Raw genomic sequence first — 23354 nt, 5'->3', positions numbered from 1 at the left:
AGTAAAATTAGATTTTCTTAAATAGAACGCACGCGTTATGTCCACCAAACCCAAAAGTATTACTCATGGCTACTTTTACATCTTTCTTCGCAGCTTCGTTGAACGTAAAGTTCAGTCTGCTATCGATATTTTCATCATCAGTAAAATGGTTGATGGTAGGAGGAACAATACCATGAATAATAGTTCCTAACGCAGCAATAGCTTCAATAACCCCGGCAGCACCCAATAAGTGACCCGTCATTGATTTTGTAGAATTAATCTGAATGTCGAAAGCGTGCTCTCCTAATAATTTTGAAATCGCATTAGACTCTGCAATATCTCCTAATGGAGTAGATGTGCCATGCATATTGATGTGATCTACTTCATCAGCAGTTAAGCCTGCATCTTCCAAGCAACTTTTCATTACCAGATAAGCTCCTAAACCTTCAGGATGAGGTGCTGTCATGTGATGTGCATCTGCACTAAGACCACCACCTTTTAATTCCGCATAAATTGTAGCACCACGTTTTACAGCGTGCTCGTATTCTTCAAGGATGATACATCCCGCTCCTTCACCAAGTACAAATCCGTCTCTGTCTTTGTCAAAAGGTCTTGAAGCTGTTTTAGGATCATCATTTCTTGTAGAAAGTGCCATCATTGCATTGAATCCACCGACACCACTTGCTGTAACGGCAGCTTCTGAGCCTCCGCACACAATTACATCTGCTTTTCCTAATTGGATAAGCATTTTGGAATCAATTAAAGCATTTGCCGAAGATGCACATGCAGAAACAGTAGTATAGTTCGGTCCGTGGAATCCATATTCAATAGAAATATGTCCTGGAGTAATATCTGCAATCATTTTAGGGATAAAGAAAGGATTGAATCTCGGAATTTCCGTATTGGCCCATCCTAAAACTTCAGTTTCGAAAGTTTCTAAACCTCCGATTCCTGAACCCCAGATTACACCGACTCTGTTTTTATCTACATGGTCTTCAATAATTCTTGAGTGTTGTACTGCTTCTTTAGCAGCAACCAGTCCAAGTTGTGTATTTCTATCCATTTTTTTAGCCTCTTTCTTATCGAAATGGTCTAATGGATTGAAATTTTTTACTTCGCAAGCGAATTTTGTTTTAAAGTTTGTGGCATCAAAAAGAGTAATCGGAGCGGCACCGCTCTCACCTTTCACAAGATTTTCCCAGTATTCTTTTGCATTATTTCCAATCGGTGTTATTGCTCCAAATCCTGTTACAACTACTCTTTTTAATTCCATAAACTTTGTTTAATTTCTTTTTTGTTGAAGAATATTATTTATTTACTACTTCTTCGATATAAGCGATAGCGTGTCCTACAGTAGTAATTTTTTCAGCCTGATCATCAGGGATTTGAATGTTGAATTCTTTTTCAAATTCCATGATTAGTTCAACTGTATCCAATGAATCAGCTCCTAAATCGTTAGTGAAGCTAGCTTCAGGAGTTACTTCTGTTTCTTCAACGTCAAGCTTATCAGCGATGATAGCTTTTACTCTTGATGCAATGTCTGACATAGTAAATTATTTTTTTTAATTGTTAGATGGTGCAAATATATAAAATTCTTTACGATAAAACATTTTTTTAGTCTTTTTTGTGGCTTGCAGGTGCTTATTTTATCCTTGGTTAGTTTAGTGTTTTAGTTTTCAGGTGTTTATATTTTGGCATTATATGTCCTTGTTTTAATTTGATTGAAATAATATTTTGTTGTGTGGATATACCTTATATAATAACTGCTTAATTTTAACTGAAATGATTCTTTAAACAAAGTGAATTTGAGCTTTTTAACAAACCTGTACGAAGCATTGTTGACGGAAATTTGTATCAAATAAAATCAATAATATAATGAAAAAAGTTTGGTTTATCACAGGAAGTTCAAAAGGTTTAGGAAAAAGTCTAGTTGAAGCAGTATTATTAAAAGGAGATTATGTTGTGGCTACCGCCAGAAATCTTCAACATTTAACAGAACTGACTGAACAATATTCGGGGCAGTTGTTGTCATTGGAATTAGATGTTCAGAATAAAGCGCAGATTTATGCTGCAGTTGAAGAAGCGGTGAGTTATTTCGGTAAAATAGATGTTTTGGTAAATAATGCAGGTTTCGGAATTACTGGAGCTGCGGAAGCTTTTACGAATGAACAGGTAAGAAGTCAGTTGGAAGTTAATTTGTATGCGCCGATTGAAATTACTAGAGCTGTTCTGCCTTATATGAGAAAAGAACGTTCGGGAAATATTCTGCAGATCAGTTCTATTGGAGGCAGGGTGGGGAATGCAGGGCTTTCCATTTATCAGGCTGCGAAGTTTGGTTTAGTCGGTTTTTCTGAATCTCTGAGTAAAGAAGTTGCTCCTTTGGGAATAAAAGTAACCTGTATTCAACCTGGTGGTTTTCGTACAGAATGGGCGGGTTCCTCAATGAGCTTTGCAAAAGATATTGATGGGTATGAAGCGACAGTAGGTGGCGTAAAAGAATATTTGACTTCCGGGAAGTTTCTTCCGATGGGAGATCCTGCGAAGGCAGCAAAAGTAATGATTGATGTTGTAGAAAATGAAAATCCTCCATTGCATTTGGTCTTGGGAAGTGAAGCGGCGGCTATTTTAAGAGCAACTGATGAAAAAAGAAAAGAAGAGTTTGAGAAATGGATGGATGTGACGATCTCTACAGATCATGACAACGCGGTTAATATTTTTGACACAGAGTACGGAAAGAAGTATTTAACCCATAAAGGAATTAGTCTGGAATAATAAATGGGTTGAGTTTTTGCGATCTCGTTTTATATCTTTGTATATCATGAAACCTAAAAGAGAGGATTTTGGAAATATTGTATTTTCCTGCTACACTCAGCTGAGTAGACAGGGAGAGCATTTTGTGTCTGATCATGTGCTGAGTTATCAGATCTCAGGTGATTTGATTTTAAATGACGGTTTCCATGATTATTCCGCGAAAGACGGTTCAATTCGCTTTCTGAGAAGAAATCAGTTATTGAAATTTACCAAACAGCCACCTCCTGATGGAGAGTTTAGGTCTTTATCTATTTATTTAAATCAACAAGTTCTTAAAGATTTTAGTATTGAATATAATTTAATCTCGGAAAGAAAAGAGTTTAATAAACCCTTATACTTATTTAATGACAGTCTGCAATTTAAAAATTATATGAACTCGCTACTGTTTTATTATAATTCAGAAAAACTTTCTGATGCAAGACTGGTAGATTTAAAAATAAAAGAGGTATTAATTTTATTACTTGAAGAAGAGCCCGAATTAAAAAATATTTTGTTTGATTTTAATGAGCCCGGTAAAATAGATATTGAAGCTTTTATGAATAAAAACTTCCATTTTAATGTTAATTTAGACCGCTTTGCATACCTTACTGGGCGAAGCTTAGCGACTTTTAAACGTGATTTTGAAAAGATTTTCGGAATTACACCGGGAAAATGGCTGATTCAGAAAAGATTGCAGGAAGCTCATTATCTTATTTTGGAAAAAGGAAAAATGGCTTCCGAAATATATCTGGACCTCGGTTTTGAAGATCTTTCTCATTTTTCGTTTGCCTTTAAAAAACATTATGGCTCATCACCCAGTAAAATAATATAGATATCTTATATATAATGAAGTTGGAATTTGTCTGTGTAATTCTGCTTTTAAATTGTCATTTACTGTTTTCTCAATCGAAAGGTAAGGTCATTAAAGTGAAAGATGGAGATACTGTAGTCGTTCTCTTAGGAAATAATCGGCAGGAAACATTGCGTTTAGCAGAAGTGGATTGCCCAGAAAATGGACAGGCTTTTGGTAAAAATGCAAAACAATTTACCGGTTCTCAGGTTTTTGGTAAAAAAGTAATGTTTTATAGAACGGGAAAAGACCGGTACAAACGAACGGTTGCTAAAATATTCTATGATAATGATAAATATTTGTCTGCTGAGATTATAAAATCAGGTTTTGGATGGTGGTATTTTAAATCTTCAAAAAACACAGAATTAAAAAATTATGAATTAACAGCCAAAAACTCAAAAGTTGGATTGTGGAAAGACAGTAATGCGATTTCACCCTGGAAGTTTAGGAAGAATAGGAAAAAGAAAAAAGAGGTTTTGTAATTACAAAACCTCTTTTTTGTGGAGTTGGAGGGATTCGAACCCTCGTCCAAACAAGCAATACATAAGCTTTCTACATGCTTATTCTACTATTGGTTTTTGACTGGAGGCAGAGAGCAGACACCCAACTTCCAGCTTATCTTCTGAGGTTTTCGAGTTTTAGCCAAAGCATCTAAAACCTTATTTCTGCATTCCTATATCCCAGGATCAAACGCCGCAGAACAGAGCATTTGTGGAATATCTTGCTTCCCTACTGAAATCTTCGGGAAAACGCTTGATCTACTATACTTCGATATTAAGCTGCAAGAGCGAACTCTTCGTTGCCAGTTAAAATTTTGTAGCAAGGGATTATAGAGATCGCGCTACGGTTCTCTGCATGCTTACTTACCCATTGGTCTTGCTGTCGAAACCAGTCAACCCCATGAAAAGTGAGTGCAAATATAATTAATTTGTTTAAATAATATTAGTATTGAAAGTAGCTTTTTGAATACTGTTTTGTGCAGAATGATGATTAAAATTAATAAGCTAAAAATAATTATCACGGTAAACCACCATTAATACAGGGTTTTTACATGTTTTAAAAATGATTTTGAATTATAAAAAGCTTATTTTTTTGTGCTTTAATAAAAAATGTCTATTTTTGCAATCCAAAATGAGATGTAATATATGTTAATAATTCCAGTAAAAGACGGAGAGTCTATCGACAGAGCATTAAAAAAATATAAAAGAAAATTTGATAAAACGGGTACAGTTCGTCAATTAAGAGCTAGACAGGCGTTTATCAAGCCTTCTGTAACTTTAAGACAAGCTAGACTGAAAGCTGCTCACAAGCAAAGAAATCTTAGCAAAGAAGAACAGGCTTAAGATATTTTCTTAAACACATACTAAATTCACTCTTTAAATACTTATATTTGAAGAGTGAATTTTTTGTTTTTATACTTCAATGATGCGGGATAAATTTTTAGACTATTTACAATTCGAAAAGAGGTATTCTCCTCACACAATTACAAGCTATAAAAAAGACCTGGAAGACTTTTCTCATTTCTATCTCAGGACAGAGTCTTCCGAAGATATTTCTAAAGCAGACAAAAAAATCATCAGGAATTTTATCGTAGAACTAAGCGAGAACGGTATTTCCAAGAGAAGTATTAATAGAAAACTTTCTTCATTGCGTAGCTTCTATCTTTTTCTTCTTAAAGTAGGTGAAATTAAAGTTTCTCCTACAGAAAGTATTTCTTCCCTTAAATTTTATGCAGAGAAGCAAATTCCTATCTCTAAAGATGAAATGCAGGTTCTTAGTGATTCTGTATTTGATCATATACATGATGTTTTAGAACAGTGTATCATAGAGGTGTTATATCAGACAGGGATTCGTAAAGCTGAGCTTTGTGGTATGATATTTGAAAATGTTAACCTAGACGAAAACGAAATGAGAATTATCGGAAAAGGTAATAAAGAAAGAGTAATCCCTATTTCCGCAGAGTTATCATATTTGTTAAAAGGTTACTTAAATATCCGTAAACCATTGACTGATTATGAGTCCTATTTTTTTGTCAATAAGAAAGGCAAAAAACTCTCTGAAAAATTTGTTTATGTGGTAGTTAATAAGTACCTTAGTCTTGTAACAACAAAAGAAAAAAGAAGTCCTCACATCCTTCGTCATAGCTTTGCTACACACGTTTTGGATAATGGGGCGGAGATCTCCAAAGTAAAAAAAATATTAGGTCATTCCAGTCTTGCCAGTACTCAGGTCTATACGAATGCTAATATAGAACAATTGAAAAAAGTGTTTAATCAGGCTCATCCTCGAGCATCAAAAAAAGAAGAATTATGAAGATCACAGTTCAATCAATTGGTTTAACTCCTCACGAACCACTAGAATCACACATTGACAAAAAAGTAAGCAAACTTGATACGTTTTATGATAAAATTCATGAATGTAAAATATTCCTGAAAGTGGAAAATAATGCTGATAAAGCTAATAAAACTGCCGAGATTATTTTGGCGGTTCCGGGAGACGATATCGTAGTAAAAAAGACTACTACAAGTTTTGAAGAAAGTTTAGACCTATGCGTTGATACTGCTAAAAAGCTATTAATCAAGAAAAAAGAAATGGCATAGAAAAAAAAATAAAAAAAGTCATTAAAAAATTTGAGAATTCAAAAAATCCGTTCTATATTTGCACTCGCAAAAAGGGAACAGCGATCTTTTGAATTCTTTTTTATTAAATGCTTCCATAGCTCAGTTGGCCAGAGCACGTGATTTGTAATCTCGGGGTCGTGGGTTCGAATCCCTCTGGAAGCTCTATTTAATATAAAATATCTGGGGAGATTCCAGAGTGGCTAAATGGGACTGACTGTAACTCAGTTGCTTCGGCTTCGTAGGTTCGAATCCTGCTCTCCCCACATTTTATATTAGAAAAAAAGTTGCACAACTAAAGGATTTTTCCTAAGTTTGCACAGCGTTACCAATAGTTTTGGAAACAAAATTGCGGAAGTAGCTCAGTTGGTAGAGCGTCAGCCTTCCAAGCTGAATGTCGCGGGTTCGACCCCCGTCTTCCGCTCGAATATCACACTTTTACTAGCGTGATTTTTTTTACTACTGAAATGATGTAGAGTAGAGTTTCTCACACGTTCAGTCCATATATTAAAATGCTTCCATAGCTCAGCTGGCCAGAGCACGTGATTTGTAATCTCGGGGTCGTGGGTTCGAATCCCTCTGGAAGCTCTATTTAATATAAAATATCTGGGGAGATTCCAGAGTGGCTAAATGGGACTGACTGTAACTCAGTTGCTTCGGCTTCGTAGGTTCGAATCCTGCTCTCCCCACATTTTATATTAGAAAAAAAGTTGCACAACTAAAGGATTTTTCCTAAGTTTGCACAGCGTTACCAATAGTTTTGGAAACAAAATTGCGGAAGTAGCTCAGTTGGTAGAGCGTCAGCCTTCCAAGCTGAATGTCGCGGGTTCGACCCCCGTCTTCCGCTCAACAAAAATCACGCTATTCAGTGTGATTTTTTTAATTAATGCCGACTTAGCTCAGCGGTAGAGTGCTTCCTTGGTAAGGAAGAGGTCACGGGTTCAAGTCCCGTAGTTGGCTCTCGTTTAATCCCGATTTCTTCGGGATATTTTTTGCCTGAATTTTGACAAGTTTTAAAATCATTTAGAATCATTAATCTTTTACAAAAAAGAAAAAATTAGACTTTGATATAAGATAGTGGTTAAACAGTCATTTTAAAATTTATTCTGATAATAGCAGAATTTCAACAGGATTATCGTGATGCTTTTATTTTAATTATAGTTTAATATTAAATTTCAACCTTAAAATTTAATTAAAGTATTTGCTTCTCTTTATAACTTCATTTACTATCATAAAAATTTTTGTTACATTCGTATAAAATATAGTTTGATGAATATTCTTTTATTGGAAGATGATCTTATTCTTTCGGCTGAACTTTGTAAATTCCTTGAATCAAATAATTTTACATGTGATAAGATATATGATGGGGAAACTTTTATCCGGCAGATAAAGAATAATACTTACGATTTGTATTTGCTTGATATCAATGTTCCTAAGATCAATGGGCTGGATGTTTGTCAGACCATTCGTTCATTTGATAAAAATACGCCGATTATCATCATTTCAGCCTATGGAGATTTGTCAGATAAGAAAGATGCATTCACCCGATTGGCGGATGATTATCTAGTAAAACCTTTCCAGTTTGAGGAATTATTGTTACGCATCAATTCATTATTGAGAAGAAAGTCTTCTTCTGAAACAACAGATCAAGATATTATCAGAATAGATGATTTAATTGTCAATAAAACTGAACAAAAGGTATATCGTGGCGGGAATGAAATCAGTCTTACCCTGAAAGAATTTCAATTGTTGGTTTATCTTGCAGAAGCGCAGGGAAGAACCGTTTCCAAACAACAGATTACAGAGCATGTGTGGGAACACAATTTTAATACAAATACCAATACAGTAGAAGTTTATATCAATTTTTTAAGAAAGAAAATAGATAAAGATTTTAAAATTAAACTTATTCATACACGTTCCGGCTTCGGGTATTACTTAAGTCCACTATAAAAATGTCTTTAAAACGGAAGATAGCACTCAATCTCAGTATTGCCTTTTCATTGCTTTTTGGTATTGTTATGGCGGTGATTTATATGTCCTTTAATGATTTCCGGAGAGATGAATTCAAAGAAAGATTCAGGCAGAGGCTGGAATTTACTTCACATTTTATTGCCAAGTCAAAGGATTTTGAAGAAGAGGCTCCTATTTTTTTTAATGAGAATTCAGATAATATTCTTTTAAACGAAACCATTTTAATTTTTAATAGCGAAAAGGAATTAATTTACAGTACCATTAAAGATAGGAATGTAACCTGGGATAATACTTTGTTAAAGGAACTTGATGAAAAGAAAATCATCTATTCTGAAAAAACAGTTCCTGAAATTTATGCGGCTCTAAGAACAATCAATGGTGAGAATTATTACATTCTTACCAGTGCATTCGATACCAACGGAAAATCAAAACTGGCTTATTTAAAATATCTACTAATCACGGCCTATGTAATGAGTACGTTGCTCATTGGCTTTTTCAGTTATTATTTTATGGGGCAATTCCTGAAACCTTTAGAAGATCTGAATAAAGAAATTTCGGAGGTTACCGCCCATAAATTGACCACTCAAATTCCTGTTCGTGAATCGAATGATGAAATTGATGTACTGGCACAGTCTTTCAATACCATGATCGCGCGACTGGATGATGTTTTCCAGTCACAGAAAGACTTTACAGCGAGCGCGTCCCATGAAATCCGGACACCCATTACAAGAATGGCTTTCCAGCTGGAAAATTTAATTAAGTTTGAGCAGCATTCTCCGGAAACCTTATCTTCTTTAAAACAAATTCAGCGCGATGTTTATCAGCTGTCCGATTTAACGAATTCACTGTTGCTGTTGACGAAATTCGATAAAGAAAATATTCAGAGTATTTACGAAGAAGTAAGAATTGATGAGGTGATTTTTGAGTCGTTTGAAGCTGTTGAAAAAAGTTATCCCAAGCTTAAAATGGACTTCCTTATTTCCGAAAATACTTCCGAAGATGCTATTTTAACGATAAAAGGAATACAGTCTTTACTGGATATTGTTTTCATTAATTTATTTAAGAATGCAGCGGTTTATTCGGATGATGTAGAAGTCGATGTGCTAATTACCGAATCTAATGAAAATCTTATCGTAGATGTGATTTCCCATGGGAATACCATTTCGGAAGAAGAGCAGTCAAAATTATTTGAAGCTTTCAAACGCGGGAAAAACTCTCAGAATATTTCAGGTTCAGGACTTGGCTTAAGGATTGTCAAGAGAATTCTGGAGTATCACAATGCTCAAATCATTTATACTTCTCCGGGGGATTTATTGAATAAGTTCAGCGTCGTTTTTCACAAATAATTCTTTGCAATAATTTTCCCTTTCACAAAAGCCAAACTCAGTTTTATGTTAAACGGATGATTAATTTTTATCTAAAATTCAACAGTTAGGGATTAAATGTGAAATGAAAATGAAAAAATAATCGGTTGAAAAATCAGTATTAATCAGGGATTTTAATTTTTTTTTAAGGATTCTTTAAGAGCTTTTTAATAGCATAAAGGCAATTTTGTAACTTAAAAAGAAAAAATAATGAACAAATTTGCAGGACTGTTCATCGTCATTTCCTCATTCATGGCGGCACAACAGAAAATGTCTCTTCAGGACTGTGAAAAAGCTTTTCAGGAGAACAATTTACAACTGCTTGCGGAACAGTATAATATTAACATGGCCGATGCAGATATTTTGCAGGCCAAAATCTGGGAGCTTCCGCAGCTGAGCGGACAAATTAATGCGTACAATCCTGAAAACAGGAAAATTTTTGATGCTGGACAATCAAAAGGAGCTCAGGTAACACAGCTGATCTACATGGGGGGCAAAAAGAAAAATGAAATTGCCTTTGCAAAATCCAGTAAAGAGCTTGCACAGCTTCAGTTTTCCCAACTTCTGGTAGATTTACGATCTCAGCTTCGTTCCGCTTATTTCGATCTTTATTACGAAAAATTAAAACTTGAAAATACCAATAAGCAGCTTGGGTATATGAACGACCTTTTAGCAGCTTATAAAGTGCAGTCAGCAAAAGGAAATGTCTCTTTGAAAGATGAAGTAAGACTTCAGAGTATCGTGATACAGCTGAACAATGACAAAATAGGCATCAATAAAAATATTCTTGGGTTTGAACAGACTTTAAAAGTTCTGACAGGGGTTACAGATGATATAGAGCCCGAACTTTCGGATTCGGAAGCGAAAGATATTCTTGCAGCTCAGCCTTTTGGAGACGAAACCGAATTACAGAAAAAAGCATTGGAGAATAATGCGGATTATCAATATAATTTAAAATTAATAGACAACAGCAAGTTGTATGCTCAATGGCAAAAATCACTGAATGTTCCGGATCTTAATCTAGGTGCAGGATGGGACCAGAACGGAGGAACTTTTAAAAATGAAGTGAATCTCTTGGTAGGAATTCCCTTGCCGTTGTGGAAATCCAATAAAGGAAATGTTGAGAAAGCCAATTTTGCCATTCAGCAAAACCAGAAAAATGCAGATTTTCAGAAATTAAATCTTGAAACTAAAGTTCAGGCGGCTTATAAAACCTGGAAATCACAATACGATCAGCTGGCACAAATTAAATCTGATGATCTTAATAACATGGAATTGGTATATAACGGAATGCTGAACAATTTCAGAAAAGGAAATGTGAGCCTTATCGAGTTTGCGGATTTCATGGACAGCTACAGGCAAACGGCTCTTCAGATCTATGATATGAAAAACGAAATCATACAGTCGGCGGAACAATTGAATCAACTAGTACAAACGAAAATCTTCTATTAAACAATGAAAAATTATATAATTCCGGTAATGATAGCTTTGTCAGTTTTATCTTGCTCCAAAAAAGAGGAAGTGGTAAAGCAGCAGGCAAAAAAAGGTTTTGAACTGAGCAACACCATGCTTCAATCGATTTCTTTAGCTAAAGTTGAAAAACGATATATTCAAGACGACTATAATTTCTACGGAAAAATTTCGGCGGATAAAAATAGTTATATTGACGTTTATCCACTGGTTGGAGGAAACGTTTTGAGTGTAAATGCAGAATTGGGAGATCATGTGACGAAAGGTCAGGTTCTGGCGACTATCAGAAGTACCGAATTAGCAGAAGTTCAGAAAGACGTGAGCGATGCAAAAACGGATTTGGTGGTTGCTCAAAATAACCTTCGTGTTGCCAAGGAAATGTATGAAGGGAAACTGAATACCGAGAGAGATGTACTGGAAGCTAAAAGTCAGCTGCAAAAAGCACAGGACCAGTTGCAGAGAGCAAGTGCGGTAAGTACGGTTTATAATGTGAAGAAGGGTAATATTTACAGTGTGCTTGCCCCGATCAGCGGATATATTGTTCAGAAGAATATTAACAAAGATATGCAGCTGAGAAGTGACAGAAGTGATAATATTTTCGATGTGGCCAATACCAACAACGTTTGGGCCATTATGAATGTCAACGAATCTGATATTGATAAAATCAGTCTTGGAATGAAAGCTCAGGTTTCTACTTTGTCTTATCCGGATAAAGTTTTTGACGGAAAAATTGATAAAATTTTCAAGATTATCGATCCGCAAACCAATGCCATGCAGGCCAGAGTAGTATTGGATAACCAAAACGGATTGCTTATTCCTGACAGTAAAGCGACGATAAAAGTGACCAGTTCGGAAAACAGTATGGCGCTCACTGTTCCTTCAAAAGCAGTAATTTTTGATGATAACAGAAGTTTTGTGGTGATCTACAAATCCAGAACGGATGTAAAGGTTAAAGAAGTAAAAGTTTTAAAACAGGTTGGTGATATTACCTATATTTCCGAAGGTTTGTCTGAAGGAGAACAGGTAATTACCAATAATCAATTGCTGATTTACCGCTCTTTGAATAGTTAAAATTTTATTTAAGCCATTAGACTTTTAATAATGTATACTTAAGAAGTTAAGTTTAATGAAGGAAATATTTAAAGATATTTAAACATTCGATCTTACAAACTTCGTTTACGAATTTCTTAATAATTCTTAACTCCTTAAATATCCTTAATGGTTCAAAAATGAAAATTCTTTGTTAAGTGAAACGCCTTTGCGAACTTAAAAACTTACAGTTTGTCAAAAAAACTGGCGCTCTTTGCGTTAAAAACAAATTCACCGACTTTTTTAGGTCATCAAAAAATCTATCATGAATAAATTCATTAAAAATATAATTGCTTTTTCGTTAAAAAATAAAGCATTTACCTTTATTTGGGTAGCAGTTTTGGCGGTTGCAGGATTTATAAGTTTCAAAAATATGCCTATTGAAGCTTTTCCGGACGTTACCAATACCCAGATTGTTATCATTACTCAATGGAACGGACGAAGTGCAGAGGAAGTAGAGCGTTTTGTGACGACTCCCATCGAATTGGCGATGAGCCCTGTTCAGAAGAAAACCAGCGTGAGAAGTACCACGATGTTTGGACTTTCCATTGTCAAAATTCTTTTTGATGATGGTGTGGATGATACTTTTGCACGAAATCAGGTGAATAATCAATTACGGACAGTCAGCCTTCCGGATGCGGTGGATCCGGAAGTTCAGCCACCTTATGGACCAACCGGGGAAATTTTCCGGTATACTTTGGAAAGCAAGAAGAAAGATTCCCGTGAATTATTGACTCTTCAAAACTGGGTAATCGACAGAGCTTTGAGAGGTGTTCCGGGCGTTGCTGATATCAATGTTTTCGGGGGGCAGGATAAAGTTTTTGAATTGAGTATTGATCCGAGAGCTTTGGATAAATATAATTTAACACCGCTTCAGGTTTACGATGCAGTTACTAAAAGTAATTTAAATGTCGGTGGAGATGTGATCGAAAAAAACGGACAGGCTTATGTTGTTCGTGGAATCGGTCTGGTGAAATCCGTTGCTGATATTGGAAATATTACCATACAAAATGACAGTGGAAACCCGGTTTTGGTAAAAAATGTGGCCGAAGTTCACGAAAGTTCGATGCCTAGAGTAGGGCAGGCGGGATTGAATAATCATGAAGATACCGTTGAAGGAATTGTCGTGATGCGAAAAGGCGAAAATCCACGTGAAGTTTTAGTGGGAGTGAAAGCTAAAATTAAAGAGCTTAATGAAAAGATCCTTCCTAAAGATGTAAAAATGGTTACGTTCTATGATCGTGACAATCTGATGGATTTCACAACGCATACGGTAATGCACAACCTTATTGAAGGAATTGTTTTAGTTACCGTAATCGTTTTAATTTTTATGGCAGACTGGAGGACTACTCTAATTGTTTCCATCATCATTCCGCTATCTCTCTTATTTGCATTTTTATGTCTAAAATTAGCCGGAATGAGTGCCAATTTATTATCTCTTGGAGCAGTAGATTTCGGGATCATTATTGACGGGGCCGTCGTCATGGTGGAGGGACTATTTGTAATGCTCGACCACAAAGCTCATAAATACGGAGAAGAACGATTTAATAAATTGGCCAAAGGAGGATGGATCAAACAGACAGGAACAGGATTGGGAAAAGCTATTTTCTTTTCAAAATTAATTATTATTACTTCCTTGATTCCGATTTTCTCATTCCAGAAAGTGGAAGGGAAAATGTTCTCACCATTAGCATTTACGTTAGGTTTTGCTTTGATGGGAGCTTTGATTTTCACTCTGACATTAGTTCCGGTTCTTTCACATCTCCTTTTAAATAAGAATGTTAAAGAAAAAAACAATCCTTTTGTGAATTTCTGGGACAGAATCGTTTTGAAAGGTTTTAATTATACCTTTAAACACAAAAGGATGAGTTTAATTGTCGCCATATCCTTTTTGGCAGTGACGTTATTCTCAGGGAAATTCTTAGGAACAGAATTTTTACCCCAGCTAAATGAAGGTTCTCTTTGGATTACGGCAGAAATGCCAATGAGTTCGTCATTAAAAGAATCTTTAAAAACAGCAGATCTTCTTAAAAAAGATATTATGAGCTTCTCGGAAGTAACGGATGTTCTTGCGCAAACAGGACGAAGTAATGATGGTACCGATCCCAATGGTTTTGGATTTGTACAGTTTGCAGTAAATCTTAAACCTAAAGAAGAATGGAAACGGAAAATCACCTATGAAGAGCTGATTGAAGAAATCGATAAGAAATTGAGAACGTATCAAGGAATTACCTTTAACTATTCCCAGCCGATTTCTGACAATGTTGCTGAAGCAGTGGCTGGGTTTAAAGCAGAAAACGGAATTAAAATTTATGGGGATAACCTGGAAACATTGGATAGATTGGCGGAGGAAGTTTTAAAACAAATCAAGGATGTAGATGGGGTAAAAGATCCGGGAATCATCAAAAATATTGGTCAGCCGGAAGTAAGTGTAGTCCTTGATAGAGATAAAATGGCGGCTTACGGAGTAATGCCTGCAGATGCACAGGCGGTTTTGGAAATGGCTTTTGGAGGAAAAACGGCTTCGGAAATGTTTGATGGAGAAAGAAAATTCCCGATTCGTCTTCGCTATTCACAGCAATACAGAAAAGATGAAAATGATATTGCAGCATTAATGGTTCCTACTCAGGATGGTGCTAAAATTCCTTTAAAAGAAATCAGTACCATTATTAAAGATAACGGAGCGGCGTTTATTTATCGTGATGATATTAAAAGATATATTGGAGTGAAATTCTCTATCCGAGACCGCGATTTGGGAGGTACAATTGCAGATGCTCAGAAAAAAGTGGCTAAAATTGAGCTTCCGGATGGCTATTCCATAGGATGGACCGGTCAGTTTGAAAATCAGCAAAGAGCATCAAAAAGATTGACTCAGGTGGTTCCGATCAGTATTTTAGGAATTTTCTTTCTGCTATTCATTCTTTTCGGAAATATGAAAGATTCCCTTTTGGTATTGGCCAATGTACCATTTGCTTTGATCGGAGGAATTATTGCTCTGCATGTGACAGGAATTAATTTTGGAATCTCAGCGGGAGTAGGGATGATTGCTCTTCTTGGAATCTGTATTCAAAATGGGGTGATTCTGATTACGGAATTCCATCAGAATGTCAAGAGCGGACTGAGTCTTGATGAGTCCATATTAAATGGTGTAAAATCCAGAACACGTCCGGTAATCATGACGGCTTTAATGGCATCGATTGGATTAATGCCTGCAGCGTTGTCAACAGGTATCGGTTCGGAGTCTCAGAAGCCATTAGCAATCGTAATTATCGGAGGATTAATCACGGCAACTGTTTTAACGCTGTTAATTTTCCCGATTATCTTCTGGATCTTTAACAGAACCAAAAGATCACAACAGATCTAACTATTCTTTCATTTATATTATATTAACCAAAAGGGCGGAAAACAAAGTTTTCCGCCCTTCCTTATTGAAAAAAATATTATGAGTTTAGAATCCTAATCCCACTGTAAAACCTCTCACGGCATTCGGGAAATCAGAAACTGATGTTGCTGCTCCCGTTGAAGTATTAATGCTGTAAATTTTTGTTGAGGTTCCTACTGTTGCAAGCAAATAAGCTTTTTGGCTCATGCTTCCGATGTCGAAACCATTGGCGTTGGTAATATTGATGCCCAAAGAACCTGTTTCTACCAAAGTTCCGTTATTAGGTGGGTTTTGCTGATATAATTTATCAGTATTATGATCAATAACAAACAAAGTTGTTGAAGTAGCTCCTGCGAAATTATTAGTGTAAGCTGCTGCTCCAATCATGGGACTTCCCGGGTTTAGAATACCGTCTACTGCAGTAATTCCACCTGTTACAGGATCAAGACGTAAATTTTGTCCTGTGTTGCTAACTACTCTTATTTTGTCTACCGTAGGATTGAAGTCAAATCCGAAATCTGTTCCTGCCAATAAAGTTGCAAAAGGAGAAGTTCCCACAGCTGTTGCAGCTCCGGTTCCTAAATTAATTATATATAGTCTGCTTGAGCTTCCTAAAGCGTAAAGTTGCCCGTTTACAGGTCTGAAATCTATTCCCAGAATATTTTCACCACTTTGAAGTCCTGTAATTGCCTTTGAAACCGGCATCGGATTATTAGGATTGAAGATCTGCAGATTATTGGAATTATCCACTGCGTAAGCAACAGGTTCGGTAGGAATAGCAAGGTCAATGATTTGTTGCTGTAGCATTCCGACAGCAGTGGCTTTACCACTGTTTAGATCCAGTACATGCAAATTATTATTTAAAGCTAATAAGGCCACGCTATTATCGTATTTGATATCAAAAGCTGCCTGTCCTGTAAAAGTAGTTCCCAGGCTTCCTACTTCTACCAATGTCCCGTTGTTGGGAGGATCTTGCTTAAATAATTTTCCTGAAGCCATATCAATATCATACAAAACAGTGCTTGCAGCTCCTGATTTGCTGTTGGTGTAAGCTATTCCTGCTACAGAAGGAGTTCCGCCTCCATTGATATTCATATCGGTAGCAGCAACTGCTCCTGTTTCGGGATGAAGCCTTAAGTTTTGTCCGGTATTGCTTACTAAACGAATTCTGTCCACGGTAGGATTAAAATCTATAGAAGCAATAGTCCCTGAAACTGTAGGTGAAAATGCAGTGGTACTTACCGCTCTTGCAGAAGCGTTTGAAGTGTTGATGACATATAGTTTGCTTGCGCTTGATAAAGCGTAAAGTTCCCCTGTTGCAGGTCTGAAATCTATACTCATCAGTTTTTCTCCTGCAATCACGCCGGTTACTGCTGTTTTAGAAATAAATACCTTGGGATTGTTGGAATTAAAAGACACCAGTTCGTTACTCGATGTAAGTCCGTATGCCATAAGATCTGGTCCCTGTACTGACATTTCTACGGGTGACATCATATCTTCAGAATTATTACATGAAAATAAAATGGAAATGCTGAACAGTACGGTACATAAATGTAGTAATTTTCTCATAATATTAATTTTAATAGGTTGTTTTTTTATTTACGAGAAAAAAATAAACATGGATTTACCGGAACGATTATTATTCCTAAAATTATTTCATTCATAATTAATAAGATAGTTTGGATTTTTAATAAAAGAGTTTTCCGAATTTTTTCAATTGAGAAAAATGTGTAAATTTGCAGTCTCAATACTTTGAAAATACGGTTTGTACTTCTTAGGATTTAAATATTAAAACTTTTTTTAGTAAAAAGGTTTTGGTATGTAAAAAATCATTATATTTGCACACCGAAAATTTGAAAAACAATAAATAAATAATTTTAAATCATGGCAAAGGAAACGTTTAATCGTAACAAACCACACTTGAACATTGGTACTATTGGTCACGTTGACCATGGTAAAACTACTCTTACAGCTGCTATTTCTGCTGTATTAGCTAGCAAAGGTCTTGCTGAGAAAAAAGACTTCTCTGCAATTGACTCTGCTCCAGAAGAAAAAGAAAGAGGTATTACTATCAATACTGCTCACATCGAATACGAAACTGAAAAAAGACACTATGCTCACGTTGACTGTCCAGGTCACGCGGATTATGTGAAGAACATGGTAACTGGTGCTGCTCAGATGGATGGAGCTATCGTAGTATGTGCTGCAACTGACGGACCAATGCCTCAAACTAGAGAACATATCCTACTTTGCCGTCAGGTAAACGTACCTAAGATCGTTGTTTTCATGAACAAAGTTGACATGGTGGATGATCCAGAATTGTTAGAGCTTGTTGAAATGGAACTTAGAGATCTATTAGCTACTTATGATTTCGACGGAGATAACTCTCCAGTGATTCAAGGTTCTGCTCTTGGTGCTCTTACTGCTGCAACTAACGGTGATTCAGAAGATAAGTGGTTCAAAACTGTTGAAGCTCTAATGGATGCTGTTGATGAGTGGATTGATGAGCCTGTAAGAGATACAGAAAAGCCATTCTTGATGCCAATCGAAGACGTATTCTCTATTACTGGTAGAGGTACTGTAGCAACTGGTAGAATTGAAGCAGGTATTATCAATACTGGTGATCCAGTTGATATCGTAGGTATGGGTGATGAAAAATTAACTTCTACAATTACAGGAGTTGAGATGTTCAGAAAAATCCTAGACAGAGGTGAAGCTGGTGATAACGTAGGTCTATTGTTGAGAGGTATTGAAAAAACTGACATCAAGAGAGGTATGGTTATCGCTAAGAAAGATTCTGTTAAGCCTCACAAAAAATTCAAGGCTTCAGTTTATATCCTTTCTAAAGAAGAAGGTGGACGTCACACTCCATTCCACAACAAATACCGTCCTCAGTTCTACGTAAGAACTACTGACGTTACAGGTGAGATCTTCTTGCCAGAAGGTGTAGAAATGGTAATGCCTGGTGATAACTTAGAGATCACTGTAGAATTGTTACAACCAATCGCTCTTAACGAGGGTCTTAGATTCGCGATCAGAGAAGGAGGTAGAACAGTTGGTTCAGGTCAGGTTACTGAAATTTTAGACTAATCATCTTAATATAATTAAAGTTCCGTAAGGAAACTTACGGAACTTTTAATCTACGGGCATCGTCCAATGGTAGGATACCGGTCTCCAAAACCGTTGATCAGGGTTCGAATCCTTGTGCCCGTGCAAATAACAATTATGAGTTCATTAATCGATTTTTTAAAAGGTTCTTATAACGAATTCAGACATAAAGTTGAATGGCCGAAGTGGGCTGATCTGCAATCCTCTACAATTGTAGTGACTATTGCAACAGTTATTTTGGCACTATTTACTTTTGGAGTTGATGAATTGTTTTCTAAAGCAATCAGCAACATAATAGGAATGCTAATCAACTTGTTCAATTAATAATAAAAGTATTTTCCCATAATGAGCGAATTGAAATGGTATGTGCTGAAAGCAATCAGCGGACAGGAAAATAAAGTGAAAAACTATATTGAGACAGAAATCAAACGTTTAGGGTTTGAGCAGTATGTTACTCAAGTGGTTATTCCTATGGAAAAGGTTATTCAGATTAGAAACGGAAAAAAAGTTCCTAAAGAAAGACCCTACTATCCTGGATACTTAATGATTGAAGCTGACTTAATGGGGGAGATTCCTCACATTATTAAAAACATTCCTGGAGTTATTTCTTTCTTGAGTTTAACAAAAGGAGGAGATCCGGTTCCAATGAGAAAGTCTGAAGTTAACAGAATGCTTGGAAGAATGGATGAATTGTCAGAATTCGCAAGTGATGTTGAAATTCCTTATATAGTGGGTGAAAACGTTAAAGTAATTGACGGACCATTCAACGGATTCAACGGAACAGTAGAAAAAATCCTTGAAGATAAAAAGAAAATTGAAGTTTCAGTTCTTATCTTCGGTAGAAAAACTCCAATGGAACTTAGCTATATGCAGGTTGAAAAAGTATAATATTATTTTATAAAAATATAAAAAGACTGCTTAATAGCAGTCTTTTTGCATATATGACTATTTTTAACAGTAGACTAAAGGATTGGTTAATCCTTATATTGAAATCGGATTTTCATATTTTCCCTGTGATAATTGTTTAGGCTTATTTTATTGTTTAAATATGAAGCACTGCAACTGCTAAATAATAGTTGATTTAGTAATTTTATCACTTTTAGTGCTTATATTACCTCTGACCTAAATTTTTGAATAATTTAATTTAAATTGAATGGCATACTTCTTGTAATTGAGTTATTAACTATTTCCAATTTTTACATTCTTTATTTATTATAGAGTAATTTCTATGCGTTTAATTAAGAATATAAATGTAGAATAGTTAAAACACAATCTTAAAAACACATTTCAATGAAAAAAATTATTTCTATGATCACTCTATTGAGTGCATCAGTACTTATGAGTGCGCAGGTTGGAATCAATACGACTACGCCGGAAAAAGAACTTACCGTAAATGGTACGATGAAGACGTCAGGAATGGTTTTCAAACAGCCTATGGAAAAATTGGGAGCGGATGAGAATTATACTTTCCTTATCAAATCTCCGGCTCCGGAAAACAAAATTACTGCGTATAATGATTCTTTTGTGCCTAATGCGCCGGCACCCATTAACCTTATTCAGTTCAAAATTAATTGTGATCCTACGGACAAGGATTGGGTAAATCAATTTGATACAAAGATTAATTCCAGCAAGTTTTTGGTGGTGATTTCTTCTTTTGGTTTTACACAGCCTACAAGAACGTTTTCTGCTAACTGGCTTACCCCCGTGCCCCAGATTTTTGCCTATTCTTCGGGAGGGACATGGAAACTGAAGGCAGATTATCAAGGATTCGCCCCGGATTCATCACTTCCTACGGGAATCTGGACACTGAATCTGTTAGTATTTGATAGATCATATGCCAAAGATTTCAATGCAACACAAAGCCTTAATGCTTTAGGGACAGGTGCGGCAGCAGCTCCATTAATTCAGTAAAAACATAAAACAAAATGATGAAAAAAATTATTGCAATCCTCTTTACGGGTTTTGCTGCCTTAGGTATGCATGCCCAAATCGGAATTAATACTACAACACCAAAAGGAACTCTTGATGTAGAAGGAGAAACACTGGTAGAATCCTATTTAATAGATACTGAAAATGCGAAGGCGGGAGGAAATTATCTCCTTCTTACCCGTTCAAAAGACAGTTCACCGGTAGGAAAAGTTAAGATGCTGGATATAACGCTCCGTGATGTAGCGCCTGTAAATACCTATAATATTGTATTGAAAAATGTGAAACAGGATGAAGTTATAAATCTCAATACAGGGTTGGATGCGAGTAAATATGTTGTGGCTATTACAGGTGCTATTTTTACAGGAGCGGTTTCTGCAGCAAATACAACTACAAATCCGAAATCATTCGGATCTTATTCTACAGAAATTACTCAAGTAACGAGTGGGGGTAAAAACTATCATGCTATTAATTTAGCTTTTAAAGGCGCAGGAACAGTTTCATCTCAAAACGGAACCTGGACACTTTCTTTAAATGTCTTTGAAAAGTCATTAGTTAAAGACTGGGGAACTTTCACCGGCTCTGTTTCGGCAGCAGCTTCGCCTATTTATTCAGGGATTTCAACCAATACACCTCTAGGACTTCAATAAGAAAACTATGAAAAGAAATATTTATATCACAATAATCATGTGTGTGGGATTGTTTATAAATGCCCAGCAGGGAAAAGTAGGGATAAACACAACAAACCCTACAGAAACACTTGATGTTAATGGTAAAACATATACCAATTCTTTATACCTTAGAAATCCGGGAGAGCCTACCATGTCGGGAGGTAGCTTTCTGGCAACTTCAGAAAATGCTTTACAGTTATATGATCCTGCTTTGGAAAGTAGTGGATTGTTTAATTATCTTAAACTAACTCTTACCGGAGTTCCGGGTACAGGAATTGAAGATTATGACACAAAGATAGATGCCAATAATTTTCTTGTTGTGCTTCACAACTACTCATTTAAGTTAAATGACGGAACTACCAGTGTAATGCTTGATTACGGAGATAATGGTCTTAATGATGACAGGCAGGGATCTCCTGATGTTATTGCATTCAAAAGTAATGGAACATGGCATATCAAAGCAAAGTTTACGGATAGCAGAATTATTGCGACGAATTCACCTATTCCATCAAGAACATACAACAACTTTACCGTTGATCTGTATCTGATGGCATATAAAAGATTGATTGAAAAGCAAAACATCAGTGATGTCAATACTGATCTTGGGGGAAATGACGGTTCTACGCAAATGATAAATAAGCCATCAGGTTTTTAACGGATTTTTCATGTCAAAATATATAAAGGCTATTTAGAAGTAAATAGCTTTTTTTATTTTTGTTTCTATAAATTTTTACATGTCGAATATTTCAAAAATACGGATAACAGATTTTTTTCTTAATTGGAAATCTTTTCTTGTTTTTAACATTCTTATTTTCGTTACTAAAATCGTTTTTTCAGCATATAATAACTTTCACGCAGAATGGTTTGAAGATTGGAGTATTGCCAGGAATTTAGCTGCTCTTGAAATCTACTCATGGAACTATAAATTTGGAAGCTCGGCCTATAAACTTCCCTTATATCCTTTATTTCTGTGTTTTTTCATGAAATGTTTCGGACTCCTGAATGCTGTTAAATTTATCATTATTACTCAGCATGTTTTTTACTTTGTTATTCCTGTAATAATTATTAAAATATTCGAAAATTTTAATCTAAAAACAGTTGGTTTTCTATCTGCGTATTTTTTTATTTTTTCGCCTGCTTATTTTTATTATTCTAATATTTTAGAGGCTACCAATTTATTTATTCTGCTTTTTGCCATTTGGCTTTATTGGTTTTCTATATGTTGGACCCAGGTATATATTAGCTTAAATAAGATAGTGATTTTTTCTGTGATCACAGCTTTTGTTGCTTTGACGCAGGTGGTAGCTGTTCCTGTTATGGGAGTGATGACTGTATTTTTAATTTTTTATAAAAAATTTTCTTTAAAAGATATTTTCACTGTTGCCTTTATTACTGTACTTGTTTATTCTCCTTGGGTAATTAGAAATTATATTACTTTTGATAAGGTTATTATCAGTAAATCACCTTTTTGGCAAAACGTATTTTTGGGTTATATTCCGGATTATCAGATCTTATCGGGTACTCATTTTCTAACAGAAGAAGAAAAGAAAATCGTCTTTAAAAAGACAGCAGCTCATAATGAATTTATCAATGAGAAAATTTATAAGGAAGAGGTCTTGAAAATTGTAGAAAAAGATAGTTTTGCTCCTATTAAAAAAGGGGTAAATAACTTTATTAGCCTATGGTTTGTTCCCAAAACCTATTTTGATAATGATGCATGGTCAATTCTCATCGGAAGGAAGCTGTATGTGGCTTTCATCAATTTATTACTATTAATAAGTCTGATTTATTTTTTCAGAAATCAAAAAAAAATATTTATTTTTTGCTGTATAGTATTTGGAGGATTTACATTCCCCTATTTAATAGGGCATGCTGCCAATATTCGTTTTAAACTGGATTTTGAATGGATAGAAACCTCAGTGATTTCGCTTTTTTTATTTCTAAAATATTTTGTGCGGGGTAAAGAATTTGAAATAAAAGAAAAAATAAATTTTTAGAGAAAAATATAATACTTTCTAAAAATCAGTCGATTCGATTTGCTATTTCAAAAATATTTCATAATTTTGCAGTCCGAAAAGTAGGATTGTCTGAGGTGAGAATAGATAACCTGCTGAATAATAAATGCTTCCAAACTCA

At 35.4% G+C, this 23354-nt stretch carries 21 protein-coding genes, 8 tRNA genes and 1 other RNA gene; 26 read left to right on the top strand and 4 right to left on the bottom strand.

What is annotated here, in order from left to right:
- Positions 1–7: 7 nt before the first annotated feature.
- Both fabF and P0Y62_10845 read right to left on the bottom strand, forming a co-directional pair.
- Entirely contained in the window at positions 8–1252 is a 1245-nt protein-coding gene (gene fabF / locus P0Y62_10850) for a beta-ketoacyl-ACP synthase II (GenBank protein ID WEK68356.1), read from the bottom strand.
- Positions 1253–1286: 34 nt separating this feature from the next.
- On the bottom strand, positions 1287–1526 hold the full coding sequence (locus tag P0Y62_10845) for an acyl carrier protein (protein ID WEK68355.1): 240 nt from the start codon (positions 1524–1526) through the stop codon (positions 1287–1289).
- Positions 1527–1854: 328 nt separating this feature from the next.
- On the opposite strand from P0Y62_10845, the gene P0Y62_10840 reads away from it, so the two are divergent.
- From P0Y62_10840 to P0Y62_10830, 3 genes are read left to right on the top strand one after another with little or no spacing between them, the layout of a single operon-like run.
- The gene (locus P0Y62_10840; protein ID WEK68354.1) at positions 1855–2751 is read left to right on the top strand and encodes an oxidoreductase; all 897 of its coding nucleotides are present in this window, start codon (positions 1855–1857) and stop codon (positions 2749–2751) included.
- 46 nt (positions 2752–2797) lie between these two features.
- Complete coding sequence (locus P0Y62_10835) at positions 2798–3601, top strand: AraC family transcriptional regulator (GenBank protein WEK68353.1); 804 nt, start codon at positions 2798–2800, stop codon at positions 3599–3601.
- A 14-nt stretch (positions 3602–3615) separates the two neighbouring features.
- Positions 3616–4101 (top strand): thermonuclease family protein, encoded by a 486-nt coding sequence (locus P0Y62_10830; protein WEK68352.1) that lies wholly within the window; start codon positions 3616–3618, stop codon positions 4099–4101.
- 16 nt (positions 4102–4117) lie between these two features.
- On the opposite strand, the gene ssrA is transcribed toward P0Y62_10830, so the two are convergent.
- Positions 4118–4519, bottom strand: a transfer-messenger RNA (tmRNA) gene (gene ssrA / locus P0Y62_10825).
- A gap of 245 nt (positions 4520–4764) precedes the next feature.
- Here ssrA and rpsU point away from each other — a divergent pair.
- The 15 genes from rpsU (at position 4765) to P0Y62_10750 (ending at position 15495) form a co-directional block, all read left to right on the top strand.
- A complete protein-coding gene (gene rpsU / locus P0Y62_10820; GenBank protein WEK68351.1) occupies positions 4765–4962 on the top strand; it encodes a 30S ribosomal protein S21 in 198 nt (65 codons plus the stop codon).
- Positions 4963–5044: 82 nt separating this feature from the next.
- Entirely contained in the window at positions 5045–5932 is an 888-nt protein-coding gene (locus P0Y62_10815; protein ID WEK71800.1) for a tyrosine-type recombinase/integrase, read from the top strand.
- Positions 5929–6219 carry an HPF/RaiA family ribosome-associated protein gene (locus P0Y62_10810; GenBank protein ID WEK68350.1) on the top strand — a complete coding sequence of 97 codons (291 nt, stop codon included), beginning with the start codon at positions 5929–5931 and terminating at the stop codon, positions 6217–6219. The genes P0Y62_10815 and P0Y62_10810 overlap by 4 nt, the downstream gene beginning before the upstream one ends.
- 109 nt (positions 6220–6328) lie before the next feature.
- Positions 6329–6402 (top strand) — tRNA-Thr (locus P0Y62_10805).
- Positions 6403–6422: 20 nt separating this feature from the next.
- A tRNA-Tyr gene (locus P0Y62_10800) sits at positions 6423–6503 on the top strand.
- An 85-nt stretch (positions 6504–6588) separates the two neighbouring features.
- Positions 6589–6661: transfer RNA gene (locus P0Y62_10795), tRNA-Gly, on the top strand.
- 90 nt (positions 6662–6751) lie between these two features.
- A tRNA-Thr gene (locus P0Y62_10790) sits at positions 6752–6825 on the top strand.
- Positions 6826–6845: 20 nt separating this feature from the next.
- Positions 6846–6926: transfer RNA gene (locus P0Y62_10785), tRNA-Tyr, on the top strand.
- An 85-nt stretch (positions 6927–7011) separates the two neighbouring features.
- Positions 7012–7084, top strand: a tRNA-Gly gene (locus P0Y62_10780).
- A gap of 41 nt (positions 7085–7125) precedes the next feature.
- Positions 7126–7197: transfer RNA gene (locus P0Y62_10775), tRNA-Thr, on the top strand.
- A 309-nt stretch (positions 7198–7506) separates the two neighbouring features.
- The gene (locus P0Y62_10770; GenBank protein ID WEK68349.1) at positions 7507–8187 is read left to right on the top strand and encodes a response regulator transcription factor; all 681 of its coding nucleotides are present in this window, start codon (positions 7507–7509) and stop codon (positions 8185–8187) included.
- A 2-nt stretch (positions 8188–8189) separates the two neighbouring features.
- Entirely contained in the window at positions 8190–9554 is a 1365-nt protein-coding gene (locus tag P0Y62_10765; protein ID WEK68348.1) for an ATP-binding protein, read from the top strand.
- A 228-nt stretch (positions 9555–9782) separates the two neighbouring features.
- A complete protein-coding gene (locus P0Y62_10760) occupies positions 9783–11024 on the top strand; it encodes a TolC family protein (protein ID WEK68347.1) in 1242 nt (413 codons plus the stop codon).
- A gap of 3 nt (positions 11025–11027) precedes the next feature.
- Entirely contained in the window at positions 11028–12113 is a 1086-nt protein-coding gene (locus tag P0Y62_10755) for an efflux RND transporter periplasmic adaptor subunit (GenBank protein ID WEK68346.1), read from the top strand.
- A gap of 283 nt (positions 12114–12396) precedes the next feature.
- Positions 12397–15495: a CusA/CzcA family heavy metal efflux RND transporter gene (locus P0Y62_10750; GenBank protein WEK68345.1), complete on the top strand. Its 3099-nt coding sequence runs from the start codon at positions 12397–12399 to the stop codon at positions 15493–15495.
- An 84-nt stretch (positions 15496–15579) separates the two neighbouring features.
- Here the strand turns inward: P0Y62_10750 and P0Y62_10745 are convergent, their stop codons facing one another.
- Complete coding sequence (locus P0Y62_10745) at positions 15580–17082, bottom strand: DUF4394 domain-containing protein (GenBank protein ID WEK68344.1); 1503 nt, start codon at positions 17080–17082, stop codon at positions 15580–15582.
- 315 nt (positions 17083–17397) lie between these two features.
- Here P0Y62_10745 and tuf point away from each other — a divergent pair, with 315 nt between their 5' ends.
- The 8 genes from tuf to P0Y62_10705 all read left to right on the top strand — a co-directional run bounded on the left by tuf (position 17398) and on the right by P0Y62_10705 (position 23215).
- A complete protein-coding gene (gene tuf / locus P0Y62_10740) occupies positions 17398–18603 on the top strand; it encodes an elongation factor Tu (protein ID WEK68343.1) in 1206 nt (401 codons plus the stop codon).
- Between the two features lie 52 nt (positions 18604–18655).
- A tRNA-Trp gene (locus P0Y62_10735) sits at positions 18656–18726 on the top strand.
- A 12-nt stretch (positions 18727–18738) separates the two neighbouring features.
- Positions 18739–18945: a preprotein translocase subunit SecE gene (secE, locus tag P0Y62_10730; protein ID WEK68342.1), complete on the top strand. Its 207-nt coding sequence runs from the start codon at positions 18739–18741 to the stop codon at positions 18943–18945.
- Between the two features lie 21 nt (positions 18946–18966).
- Complete coding sequence (nusG, locus tag P0Y62_10725) at positions 18967–19509, top strand: transcription termination/antitermination protein NusG (protein WEK68341.1); 543 nt, start codon at positions 18967–18969, stop codon at positions 19507–19509.
- A 402-nt stretch (positions 19510–19911) separates the two neighbouring features.
- Positions 19912–20532 carry a hypothetical protein gene (locus tag P0Y62_10720; GenBank protein ID WEK68340.1) on the top strand — a complete coding sequence of 207 codons (621 nt, stop codon included), beginning with the start codon at positions 19912–19914 and terminating at the stop codon, positions 20530–20532.
- Positions 20533–20546: 14 nt separating this feature from the next.
- Complete coding sequence (locus P0Y62_10715; GenBank protein ID WEK68339.1) at positions 20547–21197, top strand: hypothetical protein; 651 nt, start codon at positions 20547–20549, stop codon at positions 21195–21197.
- A gap of 7 nt (positions 21198–21204) precedes the next feature.
- Entirely contained in the window at positions 21205–21873 is a 669-nt protein-coding gene (locus P0Y62_10710; protein WEK68338.1) for a hypothetical protein, read from the top strand.
- Positions 21874–22486: 613 nt separating this feature from the next.
- Positions 22487–23215: a hypothetical protein gene (locus tag P0Y62_10705; GenBank protein ID WEK68337.1), complete on the top strand. Its 729-nt coding sequence runs from the start codon at positions 22487–22489 to the stop codon at positions 23213–23215.
- Positions 23216–23354 lie beyond the last annotated feature (139 nt).

It is taken from the genome of Candidatus Chryseobacterium colombiense (assembly GCA_029203185.1).
GTDB classification, from domain to species: domain Bacteria; phylum Bacteroidota; class Bacteroidia; order Flavobacteriales; family Weeksellaceae; genus Chryseobacterium; species Chryseobacterium colombiense.
This window is presented reverse-complemented; position numbering and strand designations above follow the sequence as displayed.

Excerpts from the sequence above, each read along its gene's own strand:
- fabF (WEK68356.1), bottom strand. The coding sequence starts at position 1,252 with ATGGAATTAAAAAGAGTAGTTGTAACAGGATTTGGAGCAATAACACCG.
- P0Y62_10845 (WEK68355.1), bottom strand. The coding sequence starts at position 1,526 with ATGTCAGACATTGCATCAAGAGTAAAAGCTATCATCGCTGATAAGCTT.
- P0Y62_10840 (WEK68354.1), top strand. The coding sequence starts at position 1,855 with ATGAAAAAAGTTTGGTTTATCACAGGAAGTTCAAAAGGTTTAGGAAAA.
- P0Y62_10835 (WEK68353.1), top strand. The coding sequence starts at position 2,798 with ATGAAACCTAAAAGAGAGGATTTTGGAAATATTGTATTTTCCTGCTAC.
- P0Y62_10830 (WEK68352.1), top strand. The coding sequence starts at position 3,616 with ATGAAGTTGGAATTTGTCTGTGTAATTCTGCTTTTAAATTGTCATTTA.
- rpsU (WEK68351.1), top strand. The coding sequence starts at position 4,765 with ATGTTAATAATTCCAGTAAAAGACGGAGAGTCTATCGACAGAGCATTA.
- P0Y62_10815 (WEK71800.1), top strand. The coding sequence starts at position 5,045 with ATGCGGGATAAATTTTTAGACTATTTACAATTCGAAAAGAGGTATTCT.
- P0Y62_10810 (WEK68350.1), top strand. The coding sequence starts at position 5,929 with ATGAAGATCACAGTTCAATCAATTGGTTTAACTCCTCACGAACCACTA.
- P0Y62_10770 (WEK68349.1), top strand. The coding sequence starts at position 7,507 with ATGAATATTCTTTTATTGGAAGATGATCTTATTCTTTCGGCTGAACTT.
- P0Y62_10765 (WEK68348.1), top strand. The coding sequence starts at position 8,190 with ATGTCTTTAAAACGGAAGATAGCACTCAATCTCAGTATTGCCTTTTCA.
- P0Y62_10760 (WEK68347.1), top strand. The coding sequence starts at position 9,783 with ATGAACAAATTTGCAGGACTGTTCATCGTCATTTCCTCATTCATGGCG.
- P0Y62_10755 (WEK68346.1), top strand. The coding sequence starts at position 11,028 with ATGAAAAATTATATAATTCCGGTAATGATAGCTTTGTCAGTTTTATCT.
- P0Y62_10750 (WEK68345.1), top strand. The coding sequence starts at position 12,397 with ATGAATAAATTCATTAAAAATATAATTGCTTTTTCGTTAAAAAATAAA.
- P0Y62_10745 (WEK68344.1), bottom strand. The coding sequence starts at position 17,082 with ATGAGAAAATTACTACATTTATGTACCGTACTGTTCAGCATTTCCATT.
- tuf (WEK68343.1), top strand. The coding sequence starts at position 17,398 with ATGGCAAAGGAAACGTTTAATCGTAACAAACCACACTTGAACATTGGT.
- secE (WEK68342.1), top strand. The coding sequence starts at position 18,739 with ATGAGTTCATTAATCGATTTTTTAAAAGGTTCTTATAACGAATTCAGA.
- nusG (WEK68341.1), top strand. The coding sequence starts at position 18,967 with ATGAGCGAATTGAAATGGTATGTGCTGAAAGCAATCAGCGGACAGGAA.
- P0Y62_10720 (WEK68340.1), top strand. The coding sequence starts at position 19,912 with ATGAAAAAAATTATTTCTATGATCACTCTATTGAGTGCATCAGTACTT.
- P0Y62_10715 (WEK68339.1), top strand. The coding sequence starts at position 20,547 with ATGATGAAAAAAATTATTGCAATCCTCTTTACGGGTTTTGCTGCCTTA.
- P0Y62_10710 (WEK68338.1), top strand. The coding sequence starts at position 21,205 with ATGAAAAGAAATATTTATATCACAATAATCATGTGTGTGGGATTGTTT.